This is a genomic window from Clostridium sp., from assembly GCF_050717635.1.
In the GTDB taxonomy this organism is placed as follows: Bacteria; Bacillota; Clostridia; order Clostridiales; family Clostridiaceae; genus Clostridium_AD.
This window is the reverse complement of sequence record NZ_JBOITO010000001.1, coordinates 17,992-33,915: the sequence shown is the minus strand read 5'-3', so window position 1 is coordinate 33,915 and position 15,924 is coordinate 17,992. Positions and strand designations below refer to the sequence as shown.

Below are 15,924 nucleotides of genomic sequence, written 5' to 3'. Positions count from 1 at the left end.
AATGGATATTATATTAAAGAGTAACTTACCCCATCAACAAAAAGCCATTGACTTATTAAACGGTGTATTTAAAGATATAACCGTTTATAAGTCTAATTTATCATTTATGAACCCTACGTTTGATATTAATAATAAAAAGTTGAAAATCAATATTAAAGAAGTTCAAAAAGAAGTTCATCCAAGTTTTAGAGGAAGTGATGAAATAGATTCTTATTTGAATTTAGATATAAAGATGGAAACAGGAACAGGCAAAACATATGTTTATACTGAAGCTATGTTTGAACTTCATAAAAAGTACGGGTTTAATAAATTTATAATAGTAGTACCCACTTTAGCTATAAAGGCTGGCACGGAAAAGTTTATAACATCACCATATGTTAAGAGTCATTTTAAGGACAATTGTGGTTATAATTGTGAAATAGATCTTCACATATTAGAGGCTAGAAAGACAAAGAAAGGAAAGAAATATTTTCCTTCAGCAGTGCGTGAATTTGTAAATTCGTCTAATCAGGTTACTAATAAGATACATGTATTACTTACTAATATGCACCTATTACAGGATAAAAAAAATAGTATGCTTGTTCGTGATGATTATGACTCTGCTGTAGAGGGTTTTTATAAACCAAGTGATGCTATAAAAGCTACAAAACCCATTGTGATAATAGATGAACCACATAGATTTACTAAGACACAAAAGGCATTTGATTTTATAGAAAAACAAATTTGTCCTCAGATGATAATACGTTTTGGAGCCACATTCCCAGATAAGGAAATAAAGGAGGGTAAGAAGAAAAAATTAATAAAGGATTACCATAATTTATTATATAATTTATGTGCATGTGATGCTTTTAATCAGAATTTAATTAAAGGGATAAGTAAAGAACATTTTGAGCCTATATCTAAAAAAAATGATAAAGTTAAAATTACTTCATTAGCTAATAAATCTTCTGTTAATTTTCAATACATTAAGGAAGGTGAAAAGACAGTAGTATATACCCTTGAAAAAAATGATCCATTATCTATTGTTACAGCGGACTTGGAAGGGATTTTAATTACAGGTATAGGTAAAGATTTTATAGAACTATCAAATGGTCAAATTAAATATAAAGGAGAAGAGTTTAGTACTGATATATACTCTTCATCATATCAAGAACAAATGCTAAAGCTGTCAATAGATCGTCACTTTGAAACCGAAAAAGAGAATTTTAATAGAAGATTCAAGATTAAAACTCTAGCACTATTTTTTATAGATGATATTCATTCATATAGAAAAGATGATAAGAGTAAAAAGGAGACATACTTAAAGAATACATTTGAAAGGTTATTACTACAAAAATTAGATAAAGAGCTAGATGAGATAACAGAATATGATAGTGAGGAATATAAAGAGTATCTTTTAGCATCAAAAGCAGACATAAATGCAACTCATGCAGGTTACTTTGCACAGGATAATAGTAATTCAGATGAAGCTATAGCAGAAGAAATTAATGAAATACTATTTGAAAAAGAAAAACTATTAACCATAAAAAATGAAGATGGCAGCTTTAATACTAGAAGATTTCTTTTCTCAAAATGGACCTTAAAAGAAGGATGGGATAATCCAAATGTATTTACAATAGCAAAGTTACGTTCGAGTGGTAGCGAAAATAGTAAACTTCAAGAAGTAGGTAGAGGATTAAGACTTCCAGTAGATGAAAATGGTAATAGAATATCCAATGAAGAGTTTTTCCTGAATTATATTGTCGACTTTACGGAAAGAGAATTTGCAGAGAAACTTGTAAGTCAGATAAATAATGAATTACCACAAATAATAAATCTTTCAGAAGAGGATATTGAAAGGGTTGCAAGAAAACTAGGGAAAGATTTAGATGAATTATTTATAGAATTATTGATAAAAAAATATATAGATAGAAACAGAAATGTTAATTTTGAAAATATAGAAGCATTTTATAATGATTACCCAGATTTTGCAGGTGGATTGCAAAAAGGAAAAGTTAAGGATAAAAATAAAAATAACCCAAGGCCGGTGAATATAAGAAAGAACAGGTACGAGGAGATAAAAGAACTGTGGGAAATACTAAATCAAAAATACCTTATCCAGTATGAGGAGCTTAGTGATGATTTAATTGTTAAGGCTATATTAAATATTATGGAACTAGGAACTTTAGATGATGTAATACTAACAAGTAAAAGACAAAAAGTGTATGGAACAGATGAAGGTATGATAATAGATGAAAGCTCAGGGATTTATTACACAATAGAAAAGACTATGCCTTATAATGAGTTTTTAATAAAAATAAGTAACAGAACAAATATACCTATAACATTGATTCATAAAGCAATACTTGAGTATTCAAAGAGTCATGAAATACAAGACAGACACATAAATGAATATTCAGCAACTAATATAATTAAAGGGTTTGATGAATGGAAATCAAACAACTTACAAGGTAGATTTAATTATAGAAAAACAGGATTACCAATACATCCAACAGCACTTACGAATAAGGATGGTACAGCAAAAAAGGTTATTAAACAAGGAAGAATTGGAACAAAAATGGTAGCTGGTGAAGCTTTTGATAAATACTTATATGATGTTGTTGCTTATGATTCACCATTAGAGCATGATAATATTCAAGCAGAGATAGACGAGGTAGTTGTTTTTGGTAAGATACCAAGAAATAGTATAAGAATACCAACCATTAACGGAGGTACCTATAGCCCTGACTTTATGTATGTTGTTAAGAAGAAAGATGGTACAAAGGAGATTAATATAGTAGTTGAAACAAAAGATGTTGAGAATAAAAATTCCTTAAGGGGTATTGAAGGTGATAAAATTCAATGTGCAGTGGTTTTCTTTAATCAACTTAAGATAGATGGCTACGATGTGAAGTTTAGAACTCAACTAAGTAATAAAAAAATAAAGACTATTGTTAATGAGATATTAGCCTAATAATACTCATATAAAAGATACATTTTTAAAAGGAGCAGTAATATGAGCTACTAAAACAAACTAGTTAATTTTATTGTGTCCCTTTTTTGACCCTTATAGATTGTATTTTATAGGTATTATTTAAACTTTATTAAAAAGTAAAATGACTATATGTAAGGGATTGGAGGATTTTTAAAATCAATTAAGCCTAGTTGTTATGAACCAGTTGGTCATAGGTTCGACTCCTGTACGACGCACCATATAAACCCAGTAATTGCAATGGTTACTGGGTTATATTTTTTGAAAGCTGTACAAAAAAGAAATATACAGCTACATATTTACACATGAATAGGGAAGGCCTAGAATCTCTCCAAGTGAGGATTACTACAACTGGAAACCTTCTACTCCTGTCATTATTTTGGCTCAAACAGGGACTTGTAAAAAAATATTTTTAAGAATGACTATAGAGACCGGTTGCAAGTCGTATTATGATGCTTTATAAAAACCAATTTTAATAAAATTATGCAGGTTATTTGAAATATATGAAGAATTATGTAATTGTACAAGTTTTTTATAAGTATATTGAAGTAATAAGAAAAGTAATAAAAATACAAATATTTAGTAAAGGGTAGGTGGATTTTTATGAATATAGTTAATGAATTAAATACATGTTTACAAGGTGCTGAATTCTATAGAAGTGATTTGCATATTCATTCATATGGGGAAGTAGGTTCCTATGATGTAATAGATGAAGATATGATTCCTTCAAAAATAATTGATATTGCATTAAAAGAAAATCTAAGAATTATTAGCATAACTGATCATAATTCAATAGGAAATGTTGATTGTGCAGTAAAGTATGGCAAAGATAAGGGTGTTCTAGTAATACCAGGAGTTGAGTTATCTACTCCACAAGGGCATTTATTAATATATTGCCCAGACTTTAATTCTTTAAATAAATTTATTAGTTTAATAAGTATTTCAGAAGATAAAAAAATATGTAATACATCATTTTTTGAATGTTTAGATAAGGCAAAAACTTTAAATGGCTTTGGAATAGCAGCACATATTGATACGAATGGTGGCTTTGAAATTGCTATAGAAGGTTATACCCCACATAAAGAGCAAATAGTAAAGCATGATACGCTACTAGGTTTAGAAATATCGTCTATCGACAATCATGATTGGTATACATTAGAAGATGTGAATAATGATAGAAAGTTGTTTTTTAAAAATAGGATTACAAAACTTCAAGAAGAGAATGATTATAATATTGCTAAGGTTATGTCTTCAGATTCTCATACAATTAAATCACTTGGTAAAAATATACTTGGTAACAAAAAATTAACAAGAATAAAAATGAATGAATTATCATTTGATTCTTTAAGGATAGCATTGAAGGATTGCGGAGCAAGAGTAAGAATTGAGGAATCGATACCTGAAACTTTTCCACACTTCTTAGGAATGAAGCTTAATGGAGGACTTCTTGATGAACAAATAGTAAGGTTTAGTAAAAATTTTACTTGTATTATCGGAGGTAGAGGAACAGGGAAATCTACAATGTTAGAGTCATTGAGAGCTGTTTCCGGAAATAATGTTAAAACAGATATAGTAAATTCGGAAATATGGGCTGACAATATAGCTTTGGCATTTAAAGATGAAACAAATAGTATTCATAATTTATGTAAAGCTACTAATAATGATGTTGTTAATGTTGATGATAATATAGAGGGAATTAAGCAAATTCCAATTGAAAGTTATGGACAAGGTGAAACAGCGGAAACAATACAACATTGTGATAAAAATCCACAAATTTTGCTTTCATTTATGGATAATTTATTAGACTTAGATGAGCTTAAATTAGAAGAAAAAGCCATTATAGAAAATTTAAAAGAAAATAAAAAAGAAATAAAAATACTAATTAAAGAGGTTGAAAATAAAGAGGAGATTAAAAATTTAAAAATCATTAATGATTTAAAGATTAAAACCTTGGAGGACCAAAAGGTAGGAGAAGTTGTAAAACTACAATCTAATTTAGCTGTGGCGATAGATTTTAGGAAAAGTATTAACGAAAATTTAAATAAGCTAGTAAAAGAATATAGATCTATATTGTCTAATAAGAATTGTATATCTTCAATATTAGATACAGATTTAAATAATTTAATAATAGGTAAAGAAGAGTTTGATAATGTAAAATTAGTATTAAATGAATTCGCTACAAAGGTTGATAATATATCTAGTAAGCTGCAAAGTGAGTTAGACCAAACTATTAGTCAATTATTAACGTACACAAAAACATGGCAGGCAAAAGAAAAGGAGATACAGGATAAAATTGAAATTCAAAGAATCGAGTTGTTGAAGAGCAATATTAAATTGGATTTAGTTTTTATAAATAAGATAACAATAGATAGTGTGAAGTATTCAAATACATTAAAAATAATAGCATTAAAAGAAATTCATTTAAATAAATTACTTGAGGAAAGAAATGAAATGGTTGATGAAAGAAAAGAAATACGAAATGATATTTATAAAATTAGAAGTGAATTTTCTAAAATATTAACTAAAAATTTAAAAGAAACTATTAAAGAATTTTTTGTTACGGTTAAGTTCAAAAAAGGATTATTATCATTAAAACTGCAAGAATTTTTAAAAGAAACAATGGGATGGAGAACAACAAGTGTAACGAAGGCAACAATAATAACAAACAACATATCACTATTTGATTTGTTAGATATTATAGAAAAAAGGGATACTTCAAGATTAACTAATTTAAAGGATAGTGAAGGATTTCAAATTATTTCATATGTATTGGCAAATGATATAATAGATGAACTAGGTAAAGTTGAAACAAAATTAGATTTGGAAGATTTAATATTTGAAGATTTGCCATATATAATATTAACCAAAAAAGTTGGAGATGAGTATTTCAATAAAGAATTTTCAAAACTTTCATTGGGTCAACAACAATCAATTTTATTATCTATTCTTTTATTTTCTGATAGTAAGCAGCCATTAATAATTGATCAACCTGAGGATAATCTTGATAGCGAATTTATTTACAAAACATTAGTAAAGGCTCTAAGACGAATCAAAGAACACAGACAGGTTATAATTGTTACGCATAATGCTAATATTGCTGTATTAGGTGATGCAGATTTAATAATACCATTAGAAAGCATTGGTATAAAGTCAATTATTAAGGAAAGAGGAGCAATAGATAGTAAAAAAACTAAAGAAAGGGCATGTAGTATTTTAGAGGGAAGCGAAAAAGCATTTAATAAAAGAAAAGAAATATATGGTATATAGATTTTCAATACCTAATGGGAGTTCAGATTTGAAAAATATAAAGAGATAAATTGTATTTAAAATATATAAATGTAACTTAAAACGTTTATAATAAATGGTTACAATGAATGTATGAAGAAATAGAAAACATTTGATTCCTGAATGGCGTTCAAGTGGGTCTGCATTCTTCACTTATAAAAAAATGACACCACACTTAAATTGATAATTATGAAAATGACGGGAAGTGTGACGGGAATATACTAAAATATATTTAAAGTTCATTAAGAGTGAATAACATATATAATCTTTTAAATGTACATAAACAGGTGGTTTCAAGGGTTGAAATAAATTGATGCTAATTCACAAAAAATGATGTAATATGTCTACGAACCAGTTGGTCGCAGGTTCGACTCCTGTCCGACGCACCATTAAAAACCCAGTAACTGTAATGGTTACTGGGTTTTGTCGTACCTTAAATAGTTAACAAAATTGCATATGCTAATATTTTGATAACATCAGTATAAATTTATTAGTTTATATTGATGTAGGAATTATAGTTATATGTGTTGCGTTGACTTTAGCCATTGGACTATTCAACATTAGATTGTTGAGCTTTACAGCGGCATCTTCTTGCATGAAATAGATGAAGATACTTTGAAGAGGGATATAAACAATAGACAATAGATGAATTAACAGCAGTAATGGCCATGAATCAATTTGGATTTATTGTGTGTATATGTATTTCTGTGATATAATTCTTAGTATTGATGCATCATAAATGGTAGATGATTAGAGTACATGGAAATAGAGATATATTGTGATGAGAGCAGACAGGATCTGTTCTGTAACAAGGAGCAGATAAACGATACTAATAGGTACATTTGTATCGGAGGAATATGGATATATAAAAGTATAAGGAAAGAGCTAAAGGACAGGATCAAAGAATTAATGACGAAGCATAGTGTCTATGGTGAGATAAAATGGAATAATGTTTCTAATAATAAATATAGCTTTTATGAAGAACTTATAGATTTATTTTTTAGCTACAACAATGAAGTGAGGTTTAGGTGTGTAGTAGTAGATGCTGCGAAGGTTGATATGGAATTATTTAATGACAATGACCATGAACTAGGATTTTATAAGTTTTACTACCAACTTATATATCACTGGACAAGTACTAATAATAGCTATAGCATATATACGGATTATAAAGTAAACAAAATGAGTAACCGTATATTGGAACTTAGAGATATATTAAATAGGGTTAATAGGACCAATTTAGTTAAGTTAATACAAGCTATTGATTCAAAAGAATCGCTTCTGTTACAGCTTGAAGATGTAATTATGGGGGCAGTAGGGTATAAGTATAATCTAGGACAAAAGGGACAATCACCATCTAAATTAGGAATTGTAAAGCGAATTGAGGAATACTTGGGTTGTGAAATAGGCAACACTAGTAGAAATGAAAGCAAGTTCAATGTGTTCAATATAAACTTAAGTGTCAGGGGGCATAAATAAATGCGTCCAGAGTTAATTTCATATACAGACATAGAAGAGTATAGGCAGCACTTTATAGAAAATTATTGTGATGCGAGTAGTCTAACGCAGACTTTTAATGGAATAGAAGTATACTTCTATTCAGATATGTTTGATCATGCATTCTTTGAAAGTAGTGACAGACGTGGTAGCAAGGATGTGTTTTCTACAAAAAGAGCTGAGAGAATAGATTGGATAAAATCAGTATTGCAAGATGAGTATGCAGAGTTATATGAGGGATATGATAGCAAAAGCAAAACCTGTGATAATAGTAGAAGAGTAGCTATAATAACAGAAGATGATTATGTTGTCATTATAAGATTCACAAAAGGTATTAAGGCAAAGTTTGTTACTGCATATGTTGCCGACAGCGGGCATACCGCTACAAAAATAAGGACAAGTCCTAAATGGACCAAAAAAGAAAAATGACCACTGATTCGGGTTCAGTAGTCGAAACCTTTATATATCCCAAACTATAAGTAAAGGATTGTTTGAATAAAGTGTAACACAATGTAATGCCAAATGCAATACAGATTTATTGCTGTTTGGAGTACATTTAGTTGATATACCACAACTACTATGGCTATGCGTTAACATATATGCTATTGAAGTTGCGTCAAGGGTGTTACACTATTACTATATGCAATTATAAATAATTTTACACATTATAACTAATATTATTTAATTATAACCATTTATTTTGAAATTATACAGAGATAGTATGGTTAAAAGGATAAGAGGAGAACAATAAAGGTGTCTTTACTAGCGTAAAGAACCACTAACTCACCACTGAAGTAGCGAGTTAGTGGTTCAATTATCAATAGTACAAGAGTACAAGAGTAGGTTCGACTCCTGTCCGACGAACCATAACAAATGCAAGTACCTCATTTTTTTGAGGTACTTCTTATTTTTTTTGATTATTTCTTAAAATGAATAAGGTTATTTAGTGATAAGATTTTAATATTTCAATAAATTTATTTAAGTACTCAGATAGATATTTATTTTTGTGATATGCAACACTAAAATTTCTTTTGAATGTAACATCGTTTATTTTTACTATTTCTATTGTACCTTGGGAAAGTTCATCTTTAAGGAGCCTTTCTGAAATTACGGAAAGGCCATGTCCTGCTATAACTGCTTGTTTTATGGAATCTGAATTATTGCATACCCATTTTTCCTGTATAATAAGTTTAGCATTTTTCATATAATTTTCGAAAAGCTCTCTTGTGCCGCTGCCTTTTTCTCTTAGAATAAAAGGCTGGTTATTAAGTTCAGATAAATTTATGGAAGTTCTTTTTGCAAAAGGGTTAGTTCTATTACATATAAGTACAAGTCTATCTTTAATAACAGGTAAGCATATTATTTCTTTACTTTTTACTTCACCTTCAACAAGACCAATATCTAATGCGTTAGTCAAAATTTTTGATTCTATTATACTGGTATTATTAATGAGAATTTGAGTTTGTATAGCTGGATATTTAGTATTAAAGCAAGTTATTATATCACTCATAACGCAAGCACCCACTGTAATAGTTCCCCCAATTTTAAGTAGTGTATTAGAGCTATTTTTAAAATTTTCTTCCATTTCATTAAATAGAGATACAATATGTCTTGCATAACTTAAAAGCTGAGTCCCTTCACCTGTTATATATAATTTTTTAGAAAGCCGTTCAAAAATCTTAATCCCATAAAAATTTTCAAGTTGTGAAATAGCTTGGCTTACTGAGGGTTGAGAAATATAAAGGTTTTTAGCAGCTAAGCTCATGTTACAACGATCTGCGACTTCAATAAAAATTGTAAGATGACGAATTGTCATATTAATCACTCCAATGTATAGGTAAATACCTATGATTATAATAACATTATAATATTTTACAATAGTTTTTTCAAGTGATAAAATAAGCGGAGTTAGTGGTTGCAATAACAAATAATGTTAGGGGTGTAAATTGTGAATAAAGTTAGTGACTTAGAAATAAAAAGATTAAAGTCCATGGGTGTTTTAAAAAATAATGATGGAGTACATTTTTCAGCTAGAATTATAACTGAAAATGGTGTTTTAAGTTCAAGGCAGCTAAAAAATCTTAGTGAAGCTTCAGAAAAATTTGGAAACGGAAAAGTTTCAATTACTGTAAGGCTTACTATAGAAATACCTGGAATTAAATATGAAAACGTTGAAGGGTTAAGAAATTATATAGCTAAAGAAGGAATGATAACTGGGGGTACAGGGGCAAATGTTAGACCGATAGTTGCTTGTAAAGGAACTGTATGTACATTTGGACTTTTTGATACCCAAGCTATGGCGAAAGAGATTCATAGGGGTTTTTATGAAAAATACAATGATATAATACTTCCTCATAAATTTAAAATAGCAGTAGGGGGATGCCCTAATAATTGTGTTAAGCCTGATTTAAATGATTTTGGCATTGTAGGGCAATTGATACCTAAGTATAATATTAATAAATGTGTTAAGTGTAAAAAATGTTTAGTTGATAGTACATGTCCTATGGGAGCAGCTAAATTTATTGATGGAACTTTAATCATTGATAAAGAAATTTGTAATAATTGTGGAAGGTGTCTTGATAAATGCTATTTTGGTGCAATCAAAGAAGGTATGCAAGGCTACAAAATATATATTGGTGGTAGATGGGGAAAATCAACTCGTCATGGATCTCTTATTAATAAAGTTTTTACAAAAGAAGAGATTATGAGTGTTCTTTTTAAAACAATTCTATTTTTTAAAGAAAATGCTTTTAAAGGAGAACGTTTTGGAAGTACTATTGATAGAATGGGATTTGAATATGTTGAAGCAGAAATACTAAGTGATGACATTTTGCGAAGGAATGATGAAATATTAAGGGCACCCTTAAAGATTAAAGGAGAACAAGTATGATAATAAGGAAAAACTTATCTTTTTTCTTATGCATACTGGTTATATTGGGACTGATTGGTTGTACTAATAAAGAAGTGATTATAGATAAGGGTAAAAATCAAACAATTTCATTTACAGATGCAAGAGGGAATAAAGTAAACCTTAGTAGTAGCCCTAAAAGAGTAGTTTCACTATATGGGTCTTTTGCTGAAACTTGGCTACTGTCAGGTGGAGAACTTGTAGGAGTTACAAATGATGTGCTGGAAGAAAGAAAAATGGAATTAAAGAATAATGTAAAGGTTGTTGGGAATGTAAAGGAACCTAATATTGAAGAGATAATAGTCCTTGAACCTGACTTTGTAATATTATCTTCTGACATAGATGCAGATATTAAAGTAGCTGAGATTCTAAAAAAAGCTGGTATAAAATATGCTTTCTTTAAGGAAGATGCATTTGGTGATTATCTTAATATTTTAAAGATCTGTACCGAGATTACAGGGAGAAAAGATTTGTACCAAAAAAACGGATTAGCTATAAAAAGTAAAATAGATAAGGTAATATCTAAAGTTAACCTAGATAAAAAGCCAAGTGTACTTTTTATAAGAGCATTTTCTACTGGTGCTAAAGCAAAAGGTGATGATAATATTACTGGAGCCATGATTAAAGACTTAGGAGCAGATAATATAGCCATCCGTCACTCATCACTTTTAGAGGATTTAAGTATGGAGGAAATAATTAAAGAGGACCCTGAATATATTTTTATAACTACTATGGGCGATTCTAAAAAGGCTATAGAGCAGTTAAAAACTACAATTCAGTCAAACCCTGCCTGGAACAAACTTAAGGCTGTAAAAAATAATAGATATATAATATTACCAAAAGAAATGTTTCATTATAAACCCAATGCACTATGGGGAGATGCTTATGAATATCTTGCAAAAATTTTATATCCAGAAACATTTAGATAAAAATTCATTTAAATTTAAGACTATTACTATTTTAAGCTTAGTAGTTATTTTGATATTAGTATCACTACTAAGTATTTTTTATGGTTCTGTAGCGTTAAATATTAAAGACATATTTAATGTTTTCATAAATGGTGATAATATATCTAAAACGTATATTATTATTTTTTATGTACGCATACCAAGAATTATTGCAGCGGTGCTCGCTGGGGCTTCTCTCGCTGTATCGGGGGTTATATTACAAGCGGTGCTTAACAATGCTTTAGCGGCACCTAATATTATAGGTGTTAATTCGGGAGCGGGCCTTTCTAGTATGGTGCTTGTGGTATTCTTTCCACAGTATATTAATTATGTTCCAATAGCTGCATTTTTAGGCGCACTTTTTGCATCGCTCCTTATCTATTTTATAGCTTATAAAACAGGGGTATCCAGGGGGACTATTGTACTTGCAGGTATTGCAGTGGGTAGTTTTTTAAATGCGGGGATTCAGACAATCATCACCTTATATCCAGAGGCTTCTTTAGGTAATAATTCATTTATGGTGGGTGGTTTCTCAGGAATTACTATAAATAAAATTAAATTTGCTATAGGTTATATAATTATAGGGTTAATTTTAGCCTGTATTCTAAGTTATGATATGAATATTTTGGCTCTTGGAGATGAATTAGCTACTTCACTTGGCTTAAAAGTATCATTTTATAGATTCTTCCTTATTATAGTTGCTTCAATTCTTGCGGGTAGTGCTATTAGTTTTTCAGGCTTATTAGGTTTTGTAGGTCTTATTATACCTCATTTTGCAAGACTAATTATGGGCACTGATAACAGACTTGTTATTCCGGTATCAAGTATTATGGGAGGAATATTTGTTGTAACCTGTGATTTAATATCAAGAGTAATATTTGCTCCTTTTGAAATACCTGTTGGAATTATTATGTCTTTTATTGGGGGACCATTTTTTATATATCTTTTAATAAAACAAAAAAAGAGGTTAAGTATATGATTGAATTAATAGATGTTTCTAGTGGATATAATGGAGTGAAAAAATTACAAAATATTAATATGAAAATAAATAAGGGTACAATTACAAGTATAATTGGACCTAATGGTTGTGGTAAAACAACTTTGTTAAAGGTTACTTCAGGACTTATAGATCTTTATTCTGGTAAAATATTATTGAATGATACTCCAATAAACGGCATAAAGAAAAAAGAGTTTGCAAAGAGTGTATCAATTTTGCCACAAACAAGGAGTATTCCAAATATTATTGTTGATAGCCTTGTAGCCCATGGACGATTTCCTTACCTTGGATTTGCGCGTAAGCAATCAAAAGTAGATAGAGAAAAGGTAGAATACGCTATGGAACTTACAGGGGTTATAAAATTTAGAAATAAAAATTTACTAGAACTTTCTGGTGGAGAAAGACAAAAGGTATATATAGCTATGATTGTAGCTCAAGATACTGATGTTATTTTTCTTGATGAACCTACTACTTATCTAGATATTAATCAACAATTTCAAGTTATTGATCTTATAAAAAAACTAAATAAAAATGGTAAAACTATTGTTATGGTTCTTCATGATATCGTACAAGCCTTAACTTATTCACATAGAATTTGTGTCATGAATAAAGGTGAGGTAAAGAGCTACGGCACACCTAAGGAAATTTTGGACAAAAAAGTTATTAATGAAGTGTTTAGTGTTAATTGTAAAAGAGTACATATTCAAGAGTCTTGTTATAGTTATTATTTATCTCAAAGGTAAGGGATTCTTATTTTTTTTGAGCATCAAATTTGTTCGCTTTTTCCTCTGCAGCTGTATCATTAATATCACTAGTTATATTGGACAGGTTATACATAATAGCCATCTCAGTTTTTAAAACGCCACTATTGCTTTTATTAGCATCTAAATTATTAATACAATTTTTCGCTTTTCCAAACTTTTTTTTATCCATTATTCGTCTCCTTAAATGTGATAATTACACTACATATATCTAGTGCATTAAAAATAGTCTACCCAATCTATTATAAATTCATTACAAAGTATGAATTGTATGTTAATATAAATACATAAATAATTCAATTGTAAAAAAGTTCATAATATATTTACAAAATGTTAATCTTACATAAATAGGGGGGCATCATGGTATTTAAATTTTGGGATTTTAGAAAAAAAAGTAAAGGTAAAGATAACAAGAATTTAAAGACAATAAAAGTTGTTAAAAGTAAACGTTTAAAAGTGATATCTGATAACACAAAAAACGAAAACAACAATAAAAAAGGTCTGTCTATTAAAAGGAAGATACCACTTCTTATTGGAGTATTAATAATTGTAAGCATGGTTACAACTTCTATTTTTACGTATATAAAGGCATCAAGTATAATATTTAATCAAAGTAAATCTGAAATGATGTCAGTTAATAAAAGAGCAATAGAAACTATTTCTGTTATGATAGAAAAGAAACAAGCGCAGCTACAGGCTATAAGTAATTCTAAACGAATAATGGAAATTGTTGAATTAAAGGATAAAGCTGATGAAGATTCGGTTAAACAATATAATGAGGTAGTAAAAGAAAGTAATGAAAATTTTGCAGCATATCTTTCTAAAAATAATGATGTTGAAAGAATTTCTTTGGTTAATATAAATGGGGAAATAATATCGGACAGTGATAAGCCTTCTATAGGAAAAAATACTGCTAATAAAAGTTATCATTCTGCTAGCGCAAATGGTGGACTAGCTATAAGTGAAACTTTAAAATCTGATATAACAGGAAATGCAGTTATGGTATTTACAAGTCCTATAATTGATGATAATAATAAAACACTAGGGTATATAGCGGTACATGTATATGCAGAGAGTTTTTCAGCTTATTTGAAAGATGTAAGTGTATCAAATAGTAAATCAAGCTATGCGTATTTAGTTGATGATAAAGGTATAATGATATATCATAAAGATAAAAATAAAATAGGAAAAGAAGTTGAATATGCATCTATAAAAGCTGTCGTTAAAAATATTAAAAATGGAGAGAAATCTGAAGCAGGTTCCACTGAGTATAATTACGAGGGTTCTCAAAAGCTAGCATCTTATGGATTTGTTCCAATTACAAAGTGGACATTGGTAGTTAATGGAGATATTGATGAGATTAGACAACCAGTGAATTCAATGACACAAATAATCTTAATAATAGCTTCACTTGTAGGTTTGTTTTCAATATTAATTGGTCTTGTTGTATCAAATATTATAGTGAATCCATTGTTAAAAGTAACTTTGCTTGTGGACAAGACTTCTAAATTGGATTTAAGCGATGACAAGGATACTGATAATTTAATTAAAAGTAATGATGAGATTGGAACTATATTTAGAAGTATAGTTAATATGAGAAAAACATTAAAAGATGTTGTAAAAGATTTAATTGAAGCTTCGGAAAACATAAATAATAATGCTGATATCGTTGAAAATCTTACGGATATATTAAAAGTAAAGGCAGAGGAAAGTTCTTCTGAAACGGAAAGTTTATCTGCTGGAATGGAAGAGACAGCAGCTACAGCACAGGAGATTTCCGCTTCTTCAGGTGAAATGAAAAATATGGTTAATAATATAGTAGATAAAGCCTCAGAGGGCACTAATATAGCTCAGAGCATTGTTAAAAAAGCAATGGGGATTACTATGGGAACTGAGGGGTCGAAAAAGGATACTGACAAAGTTTATAATGATATAAAGAATCAGTTAGAAGTTGCAATAGAGGGATCAAAAGCGGTTGATGAAATACATGGTCTAGCAGCTTCAATACTTCATATAACTAGCCAAACGAATTTATTAGCACTAAACGCTGCTATAGAAGCTGCTAGGGCAGGAGAAGCAGGAAGAGGGTTTGCAGTTGTAGCAGATGAGGTTAGAAAGCTTGCAGAGCAATCGGGAGCTACAGCAGCTGATATTCAAAATGTAGTTAAAAATGTAAATGCTTCAGTAAAAAATCTATCTAAAAGCTCTGCTAAAATGTTAGATTTTATGGATGAAGAAGTTTCACTAAATTATGAAATAATTATGGGTACGGGAAAAGAATATATGGATGATGCAGAAAATTTTAATAAGTTTATGATGGAATTTGATGAGACGGCACAACATTTAAATATATCAATAAATGGAATAACAGTTGCAATAGAGCAAGTAACCGGTACTGTTAGTGAAGGTGCAGAAGGTGTATTTAGCATATCGGATAAAAGCATTGATATAGTAACAAAGATGGAAGAAATAAAAAATACTACTAGTGGTAATAAGGTTAGTGCTGAAAAATTAAAAAAAATAACATCAAAATTTAAAATTTAATAAAAAATAGGGCT

At 29.4% G+C, this 15,924-nt stretch carries 11 protein-coding genes; 9 read left to right on the top strand and 2 right to left on the bottom strand.

The genetic code is table 11. From position 1 onward, the window contains the following. The first annotated feature begins 1 nt into the window (after position 1). The 4 genes from ACREWB_RS00165 to ACREWB_RS00150 all read left to right on the top strand — a co-directional run bounded on the left by ACREWB_RS00165 (position 2) and on the right by ACREWB_RS00150 (position 8,182). A complete protein-coding gene (locus ACREWB_RS00165) occupies positions 2-2,953 on the top strand; it encodes a type III restriction-modification system endonuclease (protein WP_431545468.1) in 2,952 nt (983 codons plus the stop codon). A 621-nt stretch (positions 2,954-3,574) separates the two neighbouring features. After that, positions 3,575-6,238, top strand: coding sequence for a TrlF family AAA-like ATPase (locus ACREWB_RS00160; protein WP_431545467.1), 2,664 nt, complete (start codon positions 3,575-3,577; stop codon positions 6,236-6,238). A gap of 777 nt (positions 6,239-7,015) precedes the next feature. Then, positions 7,016-7,735: a DUF3800 domain-containing protein gene (locus ACREWB_RS00155; RefSeq protein ID WP_431545466.1), complete on the top strand. Its 720-nt coding sequence runs from the start codon at positions 7,016-7,018 to the stop codon at positions 7,733-7,735. After that, the gene (locus ACREWB_RS00150; RefSeq protein WP_431545465.1) at positions 7,736-8,182 is read left to right on the top strand and encodes a hypothetical protein; all 447 of its coding nucleotides are present in this window, start codon (positions 7,736-7,738) and stop codon (positions 8,180-8,182) included. A 514-nt stretch (positions 8,183-8,696) separates the two neighbouring features. Here the strand turns inward: ACREWB_RS00150 and ACREWB_RS00145 are convergent. Then, positions 8,697-9,569, bottom strand: a complete 873-nt coding sequence (locus ACREWB_RS00145) for a LysR family transcriptional regulator (RefSeq protein WP_431545464.1) — start codon at positions 9,567-9,569, stop codon at positions 8,697-8,699. 132 nt (positions 9,570-9,701) lie between these two features. On the opposite strand from ACREWB_RS00145, the gene ACREWB_RS00140 reads away from it, so the two are divergent. Genes ACREWB_RS00140 through ACREWB_RS00125 form a run of 4 tightly spaced genes read left to right on the top strand, consistent with a single transcriptional unit; the run spans position 9,702 to position 13,348 of the window. Continuing rightward, entirely contained in the window at positions 9,702-10,643 is a 942-nt protein-coding gene (locus ACREWB_RS00140) for a ferredoxin-like domain-containing protein (protein WP_431545463.1), read from the top strand. After that, entirely contained in the window at positions 10,640-11,590 is a 951-nt protein-coding gene (locus tag ACREWB_RS00135; RefSeq protein WP_431545462.1) for an ABC transporter substrate-binding protein, read from the top strand. The genes ACREWB_RS00140 and ACREWB_RS00135 overlap by 4 nt, the downstream gene beginning before the upstream one ends. After that, positions 11,547-12,587, top strand: a complete 1,041-nt coding sequence (locus tag ACREWB_RS00130; RefSeq protein WP_431545461.1) for a FecCD family ABC transporter permease — start codon at positions 11,547-11,549, stop codon at positions 12,585-12,587. Before ACREWB_RS00135 ends, ACREWB_RS00130 begins: the two co-directional genes overlap by 44 nt. Further along, positions 12,584-13,348, top strand: coding sequence for an ABC transporter ATP-binding protein (locus ACREWB_RS00125; protein ID WP_431545460.1), 765 nt, complete (start codon positions 12,584-12,586; stop codon positions 13,346-13,348). Before ACREWB_RS00130 ends, ACREWB_RS00125 begins: the two co-directional genes overlap by 4 nt. A gap of 7 nt (positions 13,349-13,355) precedes the next feature. Here ACREWB_RS00125 and ACREWB_RS00120 read toward each other — a convergent pair whose 3' ends face one another. After that, the gene (locus tag ACREWB_RS00120) at positions 13,356-13,538 is read right to left on the bottom strand and encodes a hypothetical protein (RefSeq protein WP_431545459.1); all 183 of its coding nucleotides are present in this window, start codon (positions 13,536-13,538) and stop codon (positions 13,356-13,358) included. A gap of 188 nt (positions 13,539-13,726) precedes the next feature. Here ACREWB_RS00120 and ACREWB_RS00115 point away from each other — a divergent pair, with 188 nt between their 5' ends. Next, positions 13,727-15,910, top strand: coding sequence for a methyl-accepting chemotaxis protein (locus ACREWB_RS00115; protein ID WP_431545458.1), 2,184 nt, complete (start codon positions 13,727-13,729; stop codon positions 15,908-15,910). Positions 15,911-15,924 lie beyond the last annotated feature (14 nt).